General features: G+C 67.8%; 26 protein-coding genes. 6 read left to right on the plus strand and 20 right to left on the minus strand.

Going from position 1 to position 17,237, the window contains the following annotated elements; all coding sequences use genetic code 11:
- Positions 1-26: 26 nt before the first annotated feature.
- On the minus strand, positions 27-302 hold the full coding sequence (locus ACZ31C_RS15385) for a hypothetical protein (protein ID WP_465795821.1): 276 nt from the start codon (positions 300-302) through the stop codon (positions 27-29).
- A gap of 112 nt (positions 303-414) precedes the next feature.
- On the opposite strand from ACZ31C_RS15385, the gene ACZ31C_RS15390 reads away from it, so the two are divergent.
- Positions 415-684, plus strand: coding sequence for a hypothetical protein (locus ACZ31C_RS15390; protein WP_465795822.1), 270 nt, complete (start codon positions 415-417; stop codon positions 682-684).
- A 72-nt stretch (positions 685-756) separates the two neighbouring features.
- Here ACZ31C_RS15390 and ACZ31C_RS15395 read toward each other — a convergent pair whose 3' ends face one another.
- The 10 genes from ACZ31C_RS15395 to ACZ31C_RS15440 all read right to left on the minus strand — a co-directional run bounded on the left by ACZ31C_RS15395 (position 757) and on the right by ACZ31C_RS15440 (position 9,469).
- A complete protein-coding gene (locus ACZ31C_RS15395) occupies positions 757-1,461 on the minus strand; it encodes a hypothetical protein (RefSeq protein WP_465795823.1) in 705 nt (234 codons plus the stop codon).
- Positions 1,454-3,805, minus strand: coding sequence for a P-loop NTPase family protein (locus ACZ31C_RS15400; protein WP_465795824.1), 2,352 nt, complete (start codon positions 3,803-3,805; stop codon positions 1,454-1,456). The genes ACZ31C_RS15395 and ACZ31C_RS15400 overlap by 8 nt, the downstream gene beginning before the upstream one ends.
- A gap of 190 nt (positions 3,806-3,995) precedes the next feature.
- Positions 3,996-5,771: a hypothetical protein gene (locus ACZ31C_RS15405; protein ID WP_465795825.1), complete on the minus strand. Its 1,776-nt coding sequence runs from the start codon at positions 5,769-5,771 to the stop codon at positions 3,996-3,998.
- A gap of 3 nt (positions 5,772-5,774) precedes the next feature.
- Positions 5,775-6,155: a hypothetical protein gene (locus tag ACZ31C_RS15410; protein WP_465795826.1), complete on the minus strand. Its 381-nt coding sequence runs from the start codon at positions 6,153-6,155 to the stop codon at positions 5,775-5,777.
- Positions 6,156-6,176: 21 nt separating this feature from the next.
- The gene (locus tag ACZ31C_RS15415) at positions 6,177-6,344 is read right to left on the minus strand and encodes a hypothetical protein (RefSeq protein WP_465795827.1); all 168 of its coding nucleotides are present in this window, start codon (positions 6,342-6,344) and stop codon (positions 6,177-6,179) included.
- 251 nt (positions 6,345-6,595) lie between these two features.
- Positions 6,596-6,808 carry a hypothetical protein gene (locus ACZ31C_RS15420; RefSeq protein WP_465795828.1) on the minus strand — a complete coding sequence of 71 codons (213 nt, stop codon included), beginning with the start codon at positions 6,806-6,808 and terminating at the stop codon, positions 6,596-6,598.
- Between the two features lies 1 nt (position 6,809).
- Complete coding sequence (locus ACZ31C_RS15425; RefSeq protein WP_465795829.1) at positions 6,810-7,067, minus strand: hypothetical protein; 258 nt, start codon at positions 7,065-7,067, stop codon at positions 6,810-6,812.
- Between the two features lie 31 nt (positions 7,068-7,098).
- Complete coding sequence (locus ACZ31C_RS15430) at positions 7,099-7,392, minus strand: hypothetical protein (RefSeq protein ID WP_465795830.1); 294 nt, start codon at positions 7,390-7,392, stop codon at positions 7,099-7,101.
- 3 nt (positions 7,393-7,395) lie between these two features.
- Entirely contained in the window at positions 7,396-7,626 is a 231-nt protein-coding gene (locus ACZ31C_RS15435; RefSeq protein ID WP_465795831.1) for a hypothetical protein, read from the minus strand.
- The gene (locus tag ACZ31C_RS15440; RefSeq protein ID WP_465795832.1) at positions 7,619-9,469 is read right to left on the minus strand and encodes a hypothetical protein; all 1,851 of its coding nucleotides are present in this window, start codon (positions 9,467-9,469) and stop codon (positions 7,619-7,621) included. Before ACZ31C_RS15440 ends, ACZ31C_RS15435 begins: the two co-directional genes overlap by 8 nt.
- Here ACZ31C_RS15440 and ACZ31C_RS15445 point away from each other — a divergent pair.
- Together ACZ31C_RS15445 and ACZ31C_RS15450 are read left to right on the plus strand one after the other, a co-directional pair.
- Positions 9,441-9,704, plus strand: a complete 264-nt coding sequence (locus ACZ31C_RS15445; protein WP_465795833.1) for a hypothetical protein — start codon at positions 9,441-9,443, stop codon at positions 9,702-9,704. The two genes, ACZ31C_RS15440 and ACZ31C_RS15445, sit on opposite strands and share 29 nt — an antisense overlap.
- A 63-nt stretch (positions 9,705-9,767) precedes the next feature.
- On the plus strand, positions 9,768-10,919 hold the full coding sequence (locus ACZ31C_RS15450) for a helix-turn-helix domain-containing protein (protein WP_465795834.1): 1,152 nt from the start codon (positions 9,768-9,770) through the stop codon (positions 10,917-10,919).
- A 114-nt stretch (positions 10,920-11,033) separates the two neighbouring features.
- Here the strand turns inward: ACZ31C_RS15450 and ACZ31C_RS15455 are convergent, their stop codons facing one another.
- The gene (locus ACZ31C_RS15455) at positions 11,034-11,891 is read right to left on the minus strand and encodes a hypothetical protein (RefSeq protein ID WP_465795835.1); all 858 of its coding nucleotides are present in this window, start codon (positions 11,889-11,891) and stop codon (positions 11,034-11,036) included.
- 73 nt (positions 11,892-11,964) lie between these two features.
- Here ACZ31C_RS15455 and ACZ31C_RS15460 point away from each other — a divergent pair, with 73 nt between their 5' ends.
- From ACZ31C_RS15460 to ACZ31C_RS15470, 3 genes are all read left to right on the plus strand, one after another.
- Positions 11,965-12,471, plus strand: coding sequence for a hypothetical protein (locus ACZ31C_RS15460; protein WP_465795836.1), 507 nt, complete (start codon positions 11,965-11,967; stop codon positions 12,469-12,471).
- 92 nt (positions 12,472-12,563) lie between these two features.
- Positions 12,564-12,761 (plus strand): hypothetical protein, encoded by a 198-nt coding sequence (locus ACZ31C_RS15465; protein WP_465795837.1) that lies wholly within the window; start codon positions 12,564-12,566, stop codon positions 12,759-12,761.
- Positions 12,762-13,029: 268 nt separating this feature from the next.
- Complete coding sequence (locus ACZ31C_RS15470; protein WP_465795838.1) at positions 13,030-13,473, plus strand: DUF2690 domain-containing protein; 444 nt, start codon at positions 13,030-13,032, stop codon at positions 13,471-13,473.
- Positions 13,474-14,222: 749 nt separating this feature from the next.
- Here ACZ31C_RS15470 and ACZ31C_RS15475 read toward each other — a convergent pair.
- From ACZ31C_RS15475 to ACZ31C_RS15510, 8 genes are all read right to left on the minus strand, one after another.
- Positions 14,223-14,474, minus strand: a complete 252-nt coding sequence (locus ACZ31C_RS15475) for a hypothetical protein (RefSeq protein ID WP_465795839.1) — start codon at positions 14,472-14,474, stop codon at positions 14,223-14,225.
- A gap of 84 nt (positions 14,475-14,558) precedes the next feature.
- Entirely contained in the window at positions 14,559-15,245 is a 687-nt protein-coding gene (locus ACZ31C_RS15480) for a hypothetical protein (RefSeq protein WP_465795840.1), read from the minus strand.
- 1 nt (position 15,246) lies between these two features.
- Complete coding sequence (locus ACZ31C_RS15485; RefSeq protein ID WP_465795841.1) at positions 15,247-15,528, minus strand: hypothetical protein; 282 nt, start codon at positions 15,526-15,528, stop codon at positions 15,247-15,249.
- Positions 15,529-15,558: 30 nt separating this feature from the next.
- Entirely contained in the window at positions 15,559-16,176 is a 618-nt protein-coding gene (locus ACZ31C_RS15490; RefSeq protein WP_465795842.1) for a hypothetical protein, read from the minus strand.
- Entirely contained in the window at positions 16,176-16,310 is a 135-nt protein-coding gene (locus tag ACZ31C_RS15495) for a hypothetical protein (protein ID WP_465795843.1), read from the minus strand. Before ACZ31C_RS15495 ends, ACZ31C_RS15490 begins: the two co-directional genes overlap by 1 nt.
- 96 nt (positions 16,311-16,406) lie before the next feature.
- A complete protein-coding gene (locus ACZ31C_RS15500) occupies positions 16,407-16,622 on the minus strand; it encodes a hypothetical protein (protein WP_465795844.1) in 216 nt (71 codons plus the stop codon).
- A 21-nt stretch (positions 16,623-16,643) separates the two neighbouring features.
- Positions 16,644-16,874: a hypothetical protein gene (locus ACZ31C_RS15505; RefSeq protein WP_465795845.1), complete on the minus strand. Its 231-nt coding sequence runs from the start codon at positions 16,872-16,874 to the stop codon at positions 16,644-16,646.
- 20 nt (positions 16,875-16,894) lie between these two features.
- On the minus strand, positions 16,895-17,164 hold the full coding sequence (locus ACZ31C_RS15510) for a hypothetical protein (RefSeq protein ID WP_465795846.1): 270 nt from the start codon (positions 17,162-17,164) through the stop codon (positions 16,895-16,897).
- Between the last annotated feature and the right edge of the window lie 73 nt (positions 17,165-17,237).

Genomic DNA, 17,237 nt, shown 5'->3' on the forward strand with positions numbered 1-17,237 from the left:
AGAGAGGGTGGGGTGCTTCGTGGTGGTCAGTTCCAGGCGATGAGGTGCACCCACTGGCCACCGAACCGGACTGCGGCGGCGATGTCTTCCTTGGTGAGGGCCTTCTGGTTGGACTCGGGGACGAGGGAGACTCGCGGGTCGGTCTTGTAGAGGTGGATGACGCCTTCGGCGATCTGCTGGGGGGTGAGGTCGGTGCGGTGGGTGAGGTTCAGCATGCTCATCCAGGTGCCTCGGCCGTACTGGCTGGTGTGGGTGCCGTAGGCACGACGGATCTCGGTGGCGATTCGCTCGATGGTCATCATCTCGTTTTCCCTTCCTCTCCCCTGCCTTGTATCAATAGCCTAGTGCACCCCCACTAGAAAACGCAAGGGGTCCCCACTAGAAACTTTGCCACCCACCCACTAACCTGAACCCATGACCGACCACATCCCCCCAGCCATCGCCAACCTCACCCAGCAACTCACCCAAGCCGGCAACGACCCCGCAGCCCAGTTCAAAGCCCTCACCGCAGCCCTCGAAGCCGTCCCCGACCTACAGCGCAACCTCGCCGCACTCCGCGCCAACGTTGTCCGCGACGCCAAAACCGGCCGCACCTGGGAGGCTGTCGGCGACCTGTTTGGCATTCACTACGCCCGCGCCTCCCAGATCGCCCAAGGAACCAAGCGGCACCCGTCCCGAAGCTGACAGGAACGCGCTTTCCTGCACCGTCCACAACGAAGCCCCCGTCCGGTGTGGCGGGGGCTTCAACACACTCGACTACCGGCGGCGGCGACGTCTCCGCTTCTTCGGCCGCGACACCCACCACGACACCACCCAGGCCAGCGAGCCCAGCACCACCGCATTGCGCGGCTCATCCCACCCCTGCCACGAGCCGGAACCCGCCCACCACACACCCGCCACCAGCAGCACCCACAGCGCCGCCCAGCCGACCACCGGCCACCGGTTGCGGCGCCACCAGCGGGACAGCCACACCGGGGCGCGACGTGCTGGCCTCCGTGCCGCCCGGCTCCGCTGTTGGGGGATCCTCGGGTTGGCCGGCTCCCAACCGGGCTCGCGCGTCTGCCGATGCTCCCGTGCCCGCCACACCTCAATCCGGTCCGGGTTACCAGTGTTGTGCTCGTGGTTGTAAACGGGCCGCTGCGGGCGCTGCCCGTTCACCAGGGCAACCCCGTTGCGGATCCACCACTCCTCTTTCGCGGCCAGCTCGGCGTCAGTCCAGTAGCCCTCTTCGATCACCCACGAACCGCCGCAGATGATGTCGGAGAACGGCTGGTCGGCGCGGTGCTGCTGCTGGCGCTGCCACACCGTCTGCACACTTTTGCCGATGTAGCCGACGATCGGCGGCCTGCCGGGAATGACGCGGCCGGTGGCCTTGTCGACGGGCAGGGTGGGGATGCCGTACACGACACTGCGGCGCCGCACCTCCCCCACCGCCGGACGGCGGGCCCTCAGGTCACTCACCGTCCTCACCCGCCTGCTCGTCGGCCTCCTCAATCAGCCGCTGCCGCACCTCCGGCACGATCTGGTAGAACTTGTGGCCCGTCGGCTTGAACGCGAAACCCTCATCAACAAGCCCACTCAACGTCTGCCGGGCCATCGACACCCCACACCGCACCCCCCGCGCCCGGAACGGCTGCAACGCCTTGTCGACCGCGTCAATGTCCATCGGGGTGTCGCCGTTGACGAACAGAATCGACATGATCGCCTCCTTCGCCGACGCCGCCGACGCATCGGCTCCACCCGCCGGCCCGGACGCTGCCGGCTTGCCGCCCGCAGCCTCCGCCACCTTGTCCGCCGTCCACACCCCGGCAGGACGTCCACCCAACTGCGCGCCCGCCTGCGCCCACTCCACCCACGCCGGGCCAAACGCGGCCAGCGTCTCCGGCGGTAGTTCGGCCGGGAAACCGATCGGGTTGTTGTCGTCGTCGAACAGCAGGTCGTACACGTTGATCGGCGCTTCCTCGTCAGCCGGAATGTACGACTGGCGGGCGTGCATCGTCTGCTGCTCCCCGTCAGCGACCAGACACATGCCGGGCAGCTTCGGCAACTGGCGCGGGTCAGCCGACAACTGTCCGCCCGTCACCACAGACGTGAGACTGTCGGTGGTGCGGCCGAGCAGGGCGTACCCGCCAGCGAGCATGTCCCGGAAGCCCCGCGAACCGGTGTCTCCGAGGGTGCCCATGTGGGTGCCGATGGTGATGCGGATGCCGCAGGCCCGCATCTTCCTGGCCAGCAGTTCCAGGGGGGCGATGAACGCGGTGTCTTTGGCGATCTCGTGGAACTCGTCGATCACCCACGACAGGATCGGCCCGTGGATGCGCGGATCCCACTTGATGCCGCCCTCGCGTAGCCGGCCTTTACGGTCACGCCACTGGTGGGAGGCGAGCATGGCGTAGCGGCGTTCCATCTCCCGGATGAGAGCATCCCGCATGATGTAGGCGTCTTCGACGGTGCAGCCGACAGCGGGCAGTGCACGCCGGAACTCGCCGTACGACTCGAACTGTTTGAAGTCGTGCAGGAACGACGCGAACAGGCCCCGCTTCTTCCCCGTCTGCGGGTCGACGTAAGCGAAGTAGCGTTCGATGATGAGCTGCTTACGCAGGTTCTCCGACTTGCCGGAACCGGTGGTGCCGGTGACGATCTTCGACGGGGCGCCCCACCCGTACTTGTAGTACGGCTCGAACATGTCGCTGCCGTCGATGAACGTTCCGGTGAGGGCAACGCCCTTGTCGACGTCGATCGAGTCGGGGCCCGCCCACACTTTGCCTTCGGCGAGCGGCGGATTGGGCTGCACCAACATCAGCAGCTCGTTCGGCGACTCCTGCTCCACGAAGTTGAACACCCTCGCAGGCAGGTCGAACGTGCCGGCGATGGCCCGCAGCAGATCCTTACGGGTGTTGATGCCGGTGAGCATGTCGATGGAGATGGCGCCGGGTTTGGTGGCGCGGATGGTGATGGCCCAGCCGCCGACGACAGGCCGGTACGACTCGGGCATCAGGATCGTGTTGGGGATGACCCCGTGGGGGGTGTGTTCGTTCCACTTGTGGGCGGCGATCATGCCGGGCGGCAGCGCCGGGTTGATGATCTGCGGCTCTGCGGTGGTCTCGACGGCCGGCGGCACGCTTGCCGTGGCCTGCCGGTCGATGTGGCGGCGGTAGGGGCGTGAGCAGATGACACCCAGACCGGCGAGGGCGGCAGCACCCACCACGAACCGGGTGGGGCTGGAAGTCCAGTCGACGACGTCACCGGCCCGCATCCAGGCGACTGCGGCAGCCGTCGTGTAGGCGGCAACGCGGGCACGCCGTTCGGCACGCTTGCGGCGGCGACGGCCGGCAACCTGATCGTCGGGGTCGTAGCTGCCGTTCTTGGCGTCACAGTGCAGCAGCCAACGCCGCACACCTTCGTAGGCGGCCCACACCGCTCCGCCCGGCAGGATTGTCCACTCGGCGAGGTCACCCCACCACGGCAGGTCGATACGGTCGTCAACTACACCGACGGCGCCGACCGTCAGGGTTCCGGCGGCGACCCGGATCCGCTCGTCGGCTACATCCCACACCTTCCGCCACGGCAGCCCGGCCTTCCGCTCGCTGCCGGTTTCGGTTTCCAGCGGGCAGCCGTGGTCGCGGCAGAACACCTTCGGCGCGTCCGGCAGCAGCCACTCCACCCGGTCGCAGGGCTGAACCTCGGTGCCGACCTGAATCTTGCCCCGGCACGCGTGGCGCACATGGGCGGTGCGCTTTCCTTTGGCATCGACCGGCACCGGATACGGCGTCTGCCGGGGTGTGCCGTCTTCGTCGAGCCACAACTGCGCCCACCCCGCCACACCATCCAGTGAAGGCGCCCGCCCACCCGTCTGCGGCCGGGGCGGCAACGGAACCGGCCTCACCTCAGTAGTCGTCATCAGCAGTCACATCCCCTCGGTCCAGCCGGATTCCGGCGGTCACGGCACGGGCCGGGAGTCGGAACCCCCGGCCCGCACCGATGGCGCCGGAACCTCAGCGCTCCTCCAACGCCTGCGCGTTGATGCCGGTCTCCTGCACCGTCGCGGCAGCCTCCCCGAACTGGGACTTGATGTGCTGCATCGACGCCTGCACACCCTCGACGGACGCCGCCAACTCGGCCTGCCATCGCTGGTTGCGGTCACGGGCGGCCTCGATGTGCTCCTGCACCTCGGCGATGGTGCCGGCGGTGAGGGTGGTGGTGGCCTCTGCTGCACCCTGGGTGGCGTCGGCCCCGTAGCGGGAGGCTTCGAGTCCTTCGGCGAGCGGGGCGAGAGCATCGGCGACCGCCGTGCGGTTGCCGTCCATGGCTTCGATGGCTGCGGCGACGGCGATGATGTGCTGCTCGAATGCGGTGGCCTGCGCCTGCTGCTCGCGCAGCTTGGTGACGGCGGCTTCGTGTTCGGCGACGGCCTGGTTGTAGGCCAGCAGGTCGATGGTGTCGGTGCTCATGGCGGTTCCTCCGTTGTCGCGGTTGCTGCTGGTGCGGCTGGTTTCGCGCTGCCGTGCGGCCTGCACTTCGGCGGTGATCTCTTCGTCGGTCCAGCCGCTGCTGTTGTGTGCGGCTACGAGGGCGGTGACGCCGGCGTCACTGCCGGGCTGGTAGTGGCCGTCGGGGGCGGTCTGGAACCAGGCGGCGCCGACGGCGTTGGTCAGGGACTGCATGGTTTCGACGCATCCTTGGCAGTGCCGCGAGTCGGGTTGCGGCCGGCTGGATCGGCAGCGCACACACAGGCCGGGGCGCCCGGCCTGGCGGCGCAGGTCGTTGCCGTCGGCGGCGACAGTCACCAGTTCGCCGACAGCCTCCGGGTGCACGTTCGGGTACTTCTGGCGGATGGTGGCTTCCACGGCGGCGATGTCGTTGGGTCGTCGGTGTCCTGCCGGGTCGATGTCTTCGAGGGCGGCGCGGGCCGTATTGACGATGTCGGCGTGCTGCGGCATCCACCCTTCGGGCGGCGCCGGGTTGTGGGTGGCGTCGGCGGCGGCCTGCTCGTACACGTGCGGCGGGTACTGGTCGCCGAACTTGGCGGCAAGGTCCCGACCGGTCTGCGTCTCACCGAGGGCACCGCTGTAGCCGTTGGCCCGGTTGTGGCGGTACAGGTCACTGGCGGCGGCCTTCACCTGCTGCGGCACGTGGTGGCCGCCGTCCGCCCGCCGCGTCGTGTGGCAGGTCGACTCGGGCGGGTGCACCCACGTTCCGTCCCGCTCGGTGAGGGTGTCGCCGCACACGGGGCAGGCGATTCGGGGTGCATCGGCTGCCGGCTTTTCGTCGGCCACGACCGGGGCCGGCGGCTGCGGCTGCCGGTTCTCGCCTACCGGGTCGATGAGGGCGTGCCACGCCCTGCCGGCCATGCCCCGCTTCTCACGGCTGGCCTGCACCACCCGCTCCACCGCCTCGTCGACACGAGACATCGGGGCACGCCGACCGTCCGGGCCGACCGGCGGGCGGGCAGCCCGCTTCGCCTGCCGCTTCTCCAACTGGTCTTCACACAGCCCGTGGTACACGTCCGACAGGTAGGCGCCCACGCCGGGCCGGTAGTCGCCGGTGCCGCCCGCCTGACGGTGGCGGCGGGCGCGGGTGGCCTGCCACGCCTTCGCCAACGCCTCACGGCGGGCTTTAGCCTGGGCGGCCTTACGGTCGCGCTGCTTGTCGATCAGACCCCACTCGCCTGCCTTCGCGGCCTTGAGGGTGGTGACGGCGTCGGCGACGACACCGGGAATGGTCATGGCCCACAGGGACACGACCATCGCCCCCAGAATCAGCTCGATCATCGGCTACCGGCCCAGCCGCGACGACGCGTCGGTGCGCGTCGAAACGATGAACGAGATCGCCACGGCGGTGAGTGCCAGCCCGATGGTGGTGGTGCCCACCCAGTCGCCCATGTGCCTTGACGCCCAGCCCCACAGGTCCTCGAACTTGTCGCCGAGCCAGTTCGGGAAAGCGCCGCCGATGGAAACGAGCAGGGACGGCACCACGAACGCACCGATGTAGGCGTGCTGGTCGGGCTTGCGGTCCTTGGCGATGTCGATGCCGATGATGGTCATCGCGCCGAGCACGGCGATGACCATGACTGCGCCGGAGAGTCCGACGCCGACCAGTCCGACGCCACCGATGATGGCGATGATGAAACCGGCCCACGCGAGAAACTTCATCATGATGGTCCCTCCTTCAAGGGGTTAGCGGATGGCGACGGCGACGCCGACGCTGGTGGCGGTGATGAACAGGGGTCCGCGCACGGGGTGGATCAGGTGCCACTTCACGCCGTCGAGAAGGGCGGCGAAGACCACGGCCGGGTAGCGGTAGGCGCGGCACCACCGCCGGTACGGCACAAACTCGGCAGGCATGGCGGCGCTGTAGTCGGTGGACCACACCACCCGAATCGACGGCGTGGACTCGCGGACAATCCACGAATCGGCGGCGTCCAGGTACATGACCCGGCCGACACGACGCGCGTAAACCACCGGCCGGGCAGCCCCGAGTCGCCGCACACGGTCACGACGGGTTACACTCGGCTTGACTCTCCCGCGCGCAGACGCGCGCGGGCTGTCGACTCCGCCGACGGCACTGACATCTTGCAGTGTCATAACACTCTCAGTCACGGTCGGCTCCTTTCGTTCAGGTCGCGGGCAACTCGCGTGATCTCGTCCACGACGCCCTCGACGTCGGCTTTCGGGAGGGTCCGTGCCTCCGACATCACCCATTCCAGGGAGTGCCGTAGACGCTCGTACGGGGATGTGGTGGAGGCGATTCGGCTGCTGTTCCAGGCGGCCCGGTTGGTGGCTGCCGCCCGCCGAGACTTGACCGACATGTCACGCCTCCACGGGGATGCTGAACTGGAAAAACGGCTCCCGGTCGACGCGTTCGCCTCGGATCTGGTGCACGTCCAGGTGGTACAGGTGGGCGTCACGGCGGTGGGTGCCGTCACGTTCGGCGACGGCGAGCAGATGCCGCGTGAGCAGGTCTTTCGTGCCCTCCGGGTTGTCGAGGTCGAGGGCGTCGAGGATGCGGCCGGCAGTGCGGATGGGCCGGTCACCTCGGAACGCTCGCAACTCGAACCACTTCGGCATCTGGTCTTCCCTTTCTCGGTGTTTGTGCTGGTCAGGCGGTGTCGTCGGTGATCGCGTACGTCCACAGGCGGCCTTCGCGGCGCATGAGGATCAGGAACACGAGGCAGGCGATGGCTGCGACGCCGGTGAGTGCGGCGAGCGTCCACGCGGCGGCCATCAGGTCAGCCCAGGCGCTGTAGAGGGCGCCGGCCGAGGTGATGGCGAGGAAGCTTCCGGCGGTTTCGGCGCCGACGTGCCGCCAGTCGCGGCGTACTTGTCCGCCGTCGAGGGTGACGGGTGTGGCGGCGGCCTGGACGGTGTTGGCGGGCAGGGTGTCAGTGGTCATCGGTCAGTCCTCCCAGTGACGGTCGTGGGCAATGTGGTGACGGATGCCGCGCATGGCGGCGTGGGCGTCACGGGTGACGGTGCGGGCGGTGTGACGGCGAACCCTGCGGAGCGTCAGTCCTCCGTCGAGGACGGCGTCAGCGTCGACTCCGTCAGCCGTCAGGTGGTGCAGGGTGACGGCGGGGTGACGGTCCCAGCGGGCCGGGATGACGGGGTAGCTGTTGGCGTCAGTCACGGCCGTCACCTGCCGTCAGTTCGGCGACGATGCGTCGGTGTTCGGCGAGGAGGATCTGCTCGGCGTCAGCGACGGCCAGTTCAGCAAGCCACTTCGGCTTGTTCGTGCGGGCCGCCGACTGGGCTCCATCGACGGCTTCGGCCATCCACGTGCCGGGCGGGTCGATGCTGAGGGCGAGGCAGAGCAGCAGGAACACCTGCATGCCCTCCTTTTTGGTGCCACCCCCGGCGACCACTTGGCGCGCCTTGTTAGCGGCGTAGTCGCGGGCCTGCTCGACGGTCCAGTCGCGGACGCGTTCGTCGAGCAGGTCGCGGCCGAGGGGGCGAACGACGGCTACGTCGGCGCCAGGGCGCTTGGTGGCGTCAGTGCGGCGGGTGTCGGTGACGGGCTTGGTGGCAGGACGAGGGTCGATGAGGTGACCGTCGGGGTGGACGAGGAAGACATCGTCAGTGTCGCTGACGGGCGTCTGCGTCTGCCGGGTGACGGGTGGATCGTTCGGTGTCGGCGCGTCACCGTCGGCGCTGCGGGTGACGGCCGGTGGGGTGGCGTCAGTGGCGGGCGTCTGCGTCGGTTCGACGTCGATGATGTGACGGTGTCGGTCGGCGTCACCCGTCTGGATCTGCGTCACCTCCGCCCAGGCGTCACCGGTGACGGCGTCAGGGCGGGTGGCGTCAACGATGCCGCGCACGATCGACAGGCGGCGCAGCAGCCGCGCCCGAATCTCCGGATTCTCAGCGAGGTCGATCCACTTGCAGGCGGCCTGCGTCTGCCGCATCACCCGCCACCCCAGCCACGCGATGTAGAGGCGCTTGATGCGGCCCGGCTTCGGGTTGGCGTCGCGGGTGTTGTGGAAGTGGTTGAGGAGTCGGGACAACTTGTCCATACGGCGCAGGGTGGCGACTTCGGACACGCTGATGCTGGTCGGTTCGGCGAAGCCGAGGGTGACGGCGATGCGCTTCCAGGGGATGCCACGGCTGGTGGGTGGCGGGTACACGCCGGGGTTGCGGTGGTGCAGGATGTCCCGCTGCTCGATGAGGCTCTCGTACCACATGTAGGAGGCGACGACGGCGGCGGCGATGCGGAACAGCCGCAGGTCGACGCTGTCTGCGTGGACGGCGGACAGGCTGGCGGAGATGCCGGCGAGGAAGAACACGGCCCGGTGGGCGCGGCCGAGGTCGCCGTGTCGGTAGAGGTGGCGGGTGGCGCGGCGTGCGGCGTCGACGATGCCGATTTCGATGAAGGCGAATAGGACGAGCCGCAGCGACCAGTGGATGTTGATGACGTCGGTGAAGAACTGCCACATGCCGAGGGCGACGACGATGGTGGCGATGCCGGCGCTGATGCGGGTGAGTGCCCGGTCGGTGGCGGTGATGTCGTCGGCGTTGTGGGTGGTGGGCTTGCGGCGGCGCCGTAGGAGTTTGACGGCGAGGAGTGCGCCGAGGGCGATGGCGACGGCGGTCATGGTGTTGTCGGGGTTGTTGAGCCAGGTGGCGGTGGCGTCGGTGGCGGTGTCGAGCCAGTCGCGTGTGGCCGGGGTGTAGGGCGTGTTGGACACCTGCACTCCGGGGTCGATGTACGTGACGGGCTGCATGTTCACCGGCCGACACCTCCTCAGTTCATGGACGGGCACCTTTGTGCGCCCACCCATCATGGCACAAGTTCCGGAGTTTTCGAAACTAGCGGAGTTAGTGGAAGATGAGGGGATGATGGTTACCCCTCCGCCCCGGCTTCCTCGCCACCCCCCACACCCGTCTGCAAAACTGGGCTCACTCTGGAAGATCCGGAGGCAGCGGAACTGCGGAGAAGGTGGGTCGGTGGAAGACGACGACTTCGTGTCGCCCACCGGGGCGGTCAGGTTGATTCGCCCCCGGCACGGCGCTACAGCGATCCGGGATTTTGCCGACCGAGGGCTGCTGCGTGTCACCTACACGGCTGGCGGGCATCGGCGCATTGAGAAGTCGTCGATCGACGAGCTGAACAAGGTGCTGGCGATGCGTCGGGGTGCGGAGAGGGATGCCGCCTTTGAGGCTTTGCGGCGGCGGAACTTGGGCGAGGGTGAGCCGCCCGCTTCGTCGTAGATCGTTCACCTTGCCAGCGTCACCCGCCGCGACCCTGCGGTGACACGATCTGCTGCTGCCTGCATGCTGGATGAGGCGACAGGCAGCAGGATCCGGCCACCGGGAGGCCCTGTGAACGCGTTCGGTAGAGGCATGAGAGATCGACGTGAACAGCTTGGGTGGTCGCAGCGGGATCTGGCCGGGCGGGCGTTTCTGAATCCGGGCTATGTGGCCCGACTTGAGCGGGGTGAGCGGAATCCGTCGCCGGAGGTGGCGGAAGTCTTGGACCGCGTGTTGGGTGCTGGCGGCGGGCTGGCCGCGTTGGTGAATGTGCCTCGCCGTGAGCCCACTCCCCCAGTGCTGTCGGCCGCCGATGTGGAGGCGCTGCGGGGCCAGATCGGCGCACTGGTGTCGGAGGACATCGCGTGCGGTGCGGACGGGCTGTGGCGCCGGGCTGGCAGCACCTTCCGGCGAGCCCACGAAGCCCTTGCTGCCGGCCGGTTCCCTGACGCGCACCGCGCGGATCTGCACGCGGCGGTGGGCGAGTTGGGTGAGGTCGCCGGTTGGCTTGCCTACGACGCCGGCAGGCCGGAGGTGGGCCGCCGTCTGATGACGGACGCGCTGCTGCTGTCGCAGTTGGCGGGCGATTCGGCGACGGAAGGGTTGCAGCTCAACTTGCTGGCCCTGTTGGCGCAGGAGTCGGGCCGGTATGCGGAAGCGCTGGCTCTTGCCGATCGCGGCCTGGCGTTGGCGCCGTCTGGTGGCCGGGTGGAGGCCATGCACCGGCTGCGCAGGGGCCGGGCGTTGGCGTCGTTGGGTTCGTCGGAGGGGCTGCACGAGCTGTCGCGGGCACGGGCCTTGCTGGATAGTGGGGGTCGGGTGGGTGAGCCGGCGTGGGCGTGGTGGGTGTCGCCGGCCGAACTGATGCTGCACCAGGGCGGCGGCCTCGCCGCGTTGGGTGAGCATCGGGAGGCGGTGGTGTGGTCGGGGCGGGCGGTGGAGGTGCTGCCGCTGGTGCAGCGCCGCGATCGGGCGGTGTATCTGTCGCGGCACGCCTCGTATCTGGTGGGGGCTGGGGATTGGTCGGGTGTGGTGGCTGCGGCTGGTGAGCTACGTCCGTTGGTGGGGGTGGCGGGGTCTGCGCGGGTGCGGGCCGAGGTTGCGGGGGTTGTTGGGGTGGCGCGTCGGGTGGGTGCGCCGGGCCGGGTGGTGGACGCACTCACTGCCGCCGCATAGGTTGGTGTTGCCAGCTCGCCGGGAGGCGGGTCCCCGGTCGCGATTGCGGCGCAAGGCATTGCCGGTCAGGACGAAGCCCCGGACCGGATTGCCGGCCGGGCTTTCGTGTGTCGGCTAGGGCGTTCGGCGGCGACGCAGCTCGCGTTGGGCCTGAGCCCGCGCGCACTCTCGCGAACAGTAGACAACGCCGCTCGCACGATGTTGCCCATACTTGGCTCTGCCCCGCTGCCGGATGAACTGCCGCCCGCAGTTCTGGTTGGCGCACCGTTTCAGCGAGAACTGTTCGGTCATGTAGTTGTAGATCTGCACGAACACATTGGTGTTAATGGTGCCGAAGGTCGGCAGTTCAGATTCGAGACCACCAGTGATGCGAACGCTTAGCGGCCGGAGTGCGGCGTTCATCGTGTCAACTAGCCGATCGATGTCGATGGGGGCTTGGTAGTGGATCAGGTCAGGCTCTCCCGTCCGGGCCAGGGCGCACGCTTCAAGCCCACCGGGGGACTGGGATGCAAGCCAGGTGCGCACAACTTCTTGTGCGTTGGCAAGCCAAGCCTTGATTGTTTCCCGATGAAATCCTCCGGAGCCGTTGAACTTGACAAGAGCCGGCAACGGCCAGGGTGCTGACAGCCTGTCCCCACAAGTAAGTGGTGGATCTGCCGGAACGGTTGCAACGTCGTAGGCGATCATCGCGGGAAGATCATCGCGTTGCAACGACATCAGGCGGCCGTACCTGCTCATCCACCCGGCTACGACATCTATGTCATCCGGGCGCGCGGACAGAAACTCCCTTATGCAGAAGTCGACCGGCAGGTGTACCGGATTCTCCCTGTCGGGCATGCCCCACTGATCCGGCCAGCGAATCCATTCGCCATCGACCGCCACGCCCTGAACTGGCCAGAGCGGAAACGGCTCGATCAGGCCGCCGGGCCAGAGCGTGGGACGAAATTGGTACGGGTCTGGCACTACACCCATGACGGCCGTTCTCCTACCGTGTAGCACGACGGGTTGGATCGAACGTACTACACGGCAGGCGTGGGGAGCGGCGTTGAGCGACAGTAGAAGTACGTGGGTGGCACGCAAGGCGGTGGGCGACGACCATGAAAGTCGCATAATCCGTGAACTCGAACTGCGGCTCTGGACGGTCGCCCCCTACGGGCAGGGCGTACTGCCCGAGCCGATCCGCCGGGCGCTCGGCACCACCGAATCGCAGATGCGATGGGATCCCGATCTAGTGGCGTGCCAAGGTTCGACCGTTGTGCTGGTCGACGGGAAGTGCTCCATGCGCGGCGAGGGTGCCCACACCTACACCGTGTCAAGGAAGGCACTGAGGGCGCACGTGCGGATGTGGGCTGAGCGGGACCTTCCGATCTACTACGTGTTCGCGAACATGGGGGTGGCAACGCCGGCAGAGGTGTTGCAGTTCTGTCGGCTGTCCTCACTAGGCGAGGCTGGCGGATACGTCTCGTTCCCGGCGGGCATGCCGCGACCGTTCGATGACGTGTTCGGCTCGCCTCCGGACGAGCGGTGGGGGCAGTGGCCGCAGGTGGCATAGTCCCAGACCCTCGAAGAATCCAGCCCCGGACCGGACAACCGTCCGGGGCTTTCTCCTGCCCACCGCCGGTCCGCGCGGGTAGCGTCCCTGCGATGAGGGTGCTGCTGCGGGACGGCCCCGGCGACGGCCAGGTCGTGGACGGTGCCGGCGGAACAGTGGTGTGGCGTGCCTGCCTGTACGAGCGGACCGCCGAGTTGGATTCGCGGCGGGGCGGGCAGGTGCGGGTGTATCGGCATCGACCGGACTGCTGTGAGCAGTTTGGTCGGGGTGCCGAGGACCGCTGCGAGTAGGCGGGCTCCTCCTGCCGTGGCGGGAGGCTGAGGATCGGCTGCTGCGTGACGGCCCGTTGCCGTACCTCAACCAGAGGGCCGCCGCTTAGACACGTTTGATTCGGTCGCTCGTCAGCAAACATGTGGGCCGCCTGCTGCTGGTGGGCGGCCCACATGGTAGGGCTGGGGCGTTGCAGGGGTGTGACGGCGGCACGGTATCCGACACACCGCACCCATCGACGCCGGCAGTGCTTCACCGTGGACGAACATCCAGGGTGAAGGGAGCCCAATGCGCAGACTGATCAGGCATGTCGCGGCCACTGTTGCGGTGGTGTTGGTGTCGGTGGGGTTGGTGGCTGCACCGGCGCAGGCCGGTCCGCAGCATTACGGCACCGACCCGTACCACAGCGGATGCTCGGCCGACTCGTTCCCGTACCGGACTTACCCCATCCTGAACGGCAGTGCCGTGTCCGTCGCGCAGGTCCAGTTGTGGTATTCGCGAATCTGCCAAACCAACTGGGTGCGGGTCACGGGCAATCCTGCCGGCGGGAACACCAGCAAGATTATCTACGCGGCGACGGGTCAGCATTGGACGGAGAACGACCACGGCACCGGGTTCAGCTACGGCATGCAGGTGTATGCGCCGCCGGGCGTGTGTGTGGAGCTCAATGCGACCCTGTACTACCCGAGCGGGGCGTGGTACGCGTCGTCGAACTGGCAGGTGGCGTGCTGACGGGCGGAGCTGCGTCTGACTGAAACGGCAGGGGGCCGCCCAACCGCAATGGTGGGCGGCCCTCCTGCGTCGGCTACCCGCCGGAGATGACTCGGATCAGCAGTGCCACGACTTCGGCGCCGACCCGAACGGCTGGGGGCGTCCACTGCTCCCAGCGGGACGGGCGAGGCTTGCGGCGGGGGCGGTGGAGCGGTCGTTTGGCCAAGGCGGTCTCCTCTCGACGCGAAGTGACCCCGGCTCATGCCGAGGTCACGCATACCTGTGCCAGCCCCACACGACGGCAGGGTTGTTTACGTAGAAGCAGCCATCACGGCATCACCTCCTACGGCAGGCACGGGACATCAGTGGGGTGCGTTGCGCACGCGCGTACAGGCGCACTGCGGTAGCCGCATGCGCTACTTGGTGGGTCGCCTAGGGAGCCAGGGAACTTAGCTCGACCTGGGTCTCTACGGCGCACGCGCCTACAGGTCAGACGGCCCTCAGGTGAGGGTTCGGCTGCTCGCACGTAAGGCGACGTCGCGGTTGAGGCGGGCAGGCTGCGACTGGCGTCGACTGCCGCATCTTTCGGCATCGGCGCGAGATTGCCTGCATAGAGGGGCTTGTCTTGCTGCTGGTCTCAGGTTACGGAACTGCGGCGTTGTTAGGCATCCGTCGTTGGGGGGATGCATTTGCTCGCGCCGGTCCGGGTCTCGGTTTCAGGTACGACGAAGCCCGCCACCGTGATAGTGACGGGCTTCCCTCCTGCTCACCTACCCCCGACGTTCCGCCTGCCTCCGCACCGCCTGACGACGCAACTCCGCCAACGTCGCCACCACCACCTCAGCCGCCACCAACCAGCCCTCCCCCTGGTCATACTCAGGGCCAGCATTGATCGGCACACCATCCACCTGCACCATCCCGTTGTCGTAGGCGGTCACCTTCACCGTGAGGGTGAGTCCTTTGTCGCGGCTGGTCGGCTCCACGTTCATCTTGTTGCGGATGCGGTCGATGTTCACGGGCATCAGGGGTGCTCCTTCCGGTCGGGAAACAGGCGCACAGCAGCACGCCACAGCAGGGCGTCCAAGCCGTACAGGTAGCAGAGCGCGTCAACGCCCCTCGTTGGCGATCTCAGCCATCAGTTCGGCGGCACGCGCAGTCCACAACGTCACGTCCTCGTCCGACGCTTTGCCCCGGTCCCACGCCTCCAACCTCGCCGCAGCGTGTGCCGGCCCCAGCGCGTTGCCGTACAGCCAGCGGCCCGCCCGGTATTCGCCGTCACGCGGCCCACCGTCGAACACGATCACCCGCTCATCACACACGCCGGAGTCATTCCAATCCCGGATCACGAGCTGGTCGTCTCGGGCCGGACCGTCACCCGGCAGCCCACCAGTAACCTCGACGAGCGTCATGCGGCGGCGCCGCATGAACGGGTCGTCGCTGGTCGATTCGGCGGCGTGATACCGCTTCCACACCTCGACTTCGGTGGCGTTCTGGTCGGAGGTGTAGGCAGAAAACCCGAACCCGGACTTGATGCCGGGACGCAGCAGCACCCCGAAGTGGTGGCCGTCGTCGCTGCGGCCTTCGACGATGCCGCCGTTGCGTGCCTGCGTGTCGATGGTGAGGCCGGCGGTCACCTCGGGCGGCCGGTCGACGTACGTGTACCGCTGGGTGACGGTCATGCGCCGGCCGTGGGAGAGCAGGTTGCGTACCCGCGTGACCAGGTGGGGCATGGTGTCGAGGGCGGCCATGGCGGTGCAGTCCCGCATGGTGAGGATCCGGTCAGGTGTCGGCATGTCAGTGTTCCTTCCGGTCGGTGGCGGGCAGCAGAAAACCGGCCTCCGCCAGCTCGGCACGGCTGACTGGCGGCCACCAGTCCCCGTCCCCCCACCTGGCCCGCCCGTACGCGGCCTTGCAGGTGCGGCAGGTGATCTGGTTCGGGTCGCGGCCGGGCAGGGTGCGGGTGTGGACGCGGTCGCACATGGTGTGCTGGCTGTCGGTGCGGGCCACATGAACGGTGGTGGTTCCGGTGGTGGCGAGTGTGGCCGCGTACGGCAGGGTGACGGTGGGGTCGCTCACGGCCGTGCCCCGGTGATGGCGGCGGAACGGTCAGCCACGGTTGACTTCCTCGGGGTTGAACGTGAATCCGAGGCCCTTCCACGACAGGACACCCAACCGCCGCACCGTGCCACCCTTCTCCACCACCGCAACCGGCTTCGGCGACCCGGTGAGGGGCATCACCAGTGCAGTCGTGTCATCCAGCAGCCCGGCCGCCCGCAGAACCTCAACCACTTCACCCTTCTCCTGCATCACCCCCGTCTGTGCCGTGGACATGTCGGGGAAGGCGCGCTCGCGCAGGGCGTAGATGGCGGCGTTGCGGGTGGGGGCGGCAATGATCCACCAACCGTGGTTGTGGTCGACGGGCAGATTGAGGGCGTCGCGGATGGCCTGGTTGATGCGGCCGTAGGGCAGTTGCAGGGTGTACGTGTTCACGGGCGGCACCTGCACGGCGAGCTGTTCGGCGGCTTCCCGCTTCGCCTGCGGGCCGACCGGTACACGGGTGAGCATCCCGCCGTTGCCGAGCAGGCCGTCAATCTCGGCGTCGGTCATCGTGTCGTCCAGGCCGTTGGTCCACACGTCGACACCCTGTTTGGTCCAGGTGGTCCAGAACGTCTGCACTTCGGCTCCGGCGGGCAGATCCTTCGCGGTCTTCGGCTGAAAGGCCATCAGTCGTTCTCCCCGCAGGCGCATTCGTGGATGTTGTCCCCGCAGTTGTGGCAGTCGCAGGTGCAGTAGCCGAGTTCTTCGCTGCACTGGTCGCAGATCTCGTTGCCGGCGTCGTCGAAGTAGGTGTCAGGCATTGCCGGGCTCCTTCGGGTGGCTGGTCGGGTTGGTGTGGTGCCTCCGGCCGCAGTCGATGCGGCACCCTCACGGCACGATGCGGAGGCTGGATCGGGTCAAGGCTTCGCAGCCCACTCGGACAGGTCTTCCTCGTCGTGGAGTTGCCACCGGCCGTCGCCCTGATCCACCCACACCTGCACGCGCTGGCTTCCACTGTCGGGAGCGTTGGCGAGGGATCGCAGCCACTCGTGGGTGGCCTTCTCGGAGGTGAACTGGTCAACGGCGTCGCTGCCGATGTAGGTGACCTTCCACTTCTTGCGCTTGGCGGGCATGCCGGAACTCCTGTCTGCTGGTCAGATGCTGATGTTGGCGAGGTGTAAGGCGTCGGCGGCGACCGCGTACGTGATCGCATCCCGAGCAAACCCGTGCTCGTCACGCAACGCCCACGCCAGGTAAAGCCTGTTCGGGTGGTCGTAGCGCAGGATGTAGGCCGTTTCGAGGCGGTCACGGTCGAGCATCCAGGTGTGCAAACCGACCCGCACTTCGATGCTGTTGCCGTGTTCGGTGACTGAGGTGGCGGTCATCGGATGCTCCTGTCTGCTGGTCAGCGGTTGTGGTTGGCGATGCGCTCGGCGAGGGTCTGCGCATCGCCCTGCCCGAGGAAGTAGCCGCCCGCCAAACGACCTCCGGCGTATCCGTGCTGCCGATCGCCGTCGATCACGATCCGGCCGATGATCTGCCCGTCGCGGATGACGTAGGTGGTGGGGATGCCGAGGTGTACGGCGGTGGCGAGGGTGCAGCCGTTGGGGGTGGTGGAGTCGACTCCGGACCACTGAATCTCAACCTCGTTGAGCAGTGCGGGCATCTCGTTCACGTTGGCATCCTCTGCTGCTGGTGGGGTTTGGGGTTGGTCGCCGGTCCGGGCATGACACCCGGGCTCGCGGCCT

The organism is Micromonospora sp. NPDC023869, assembly GCF_055559695.1.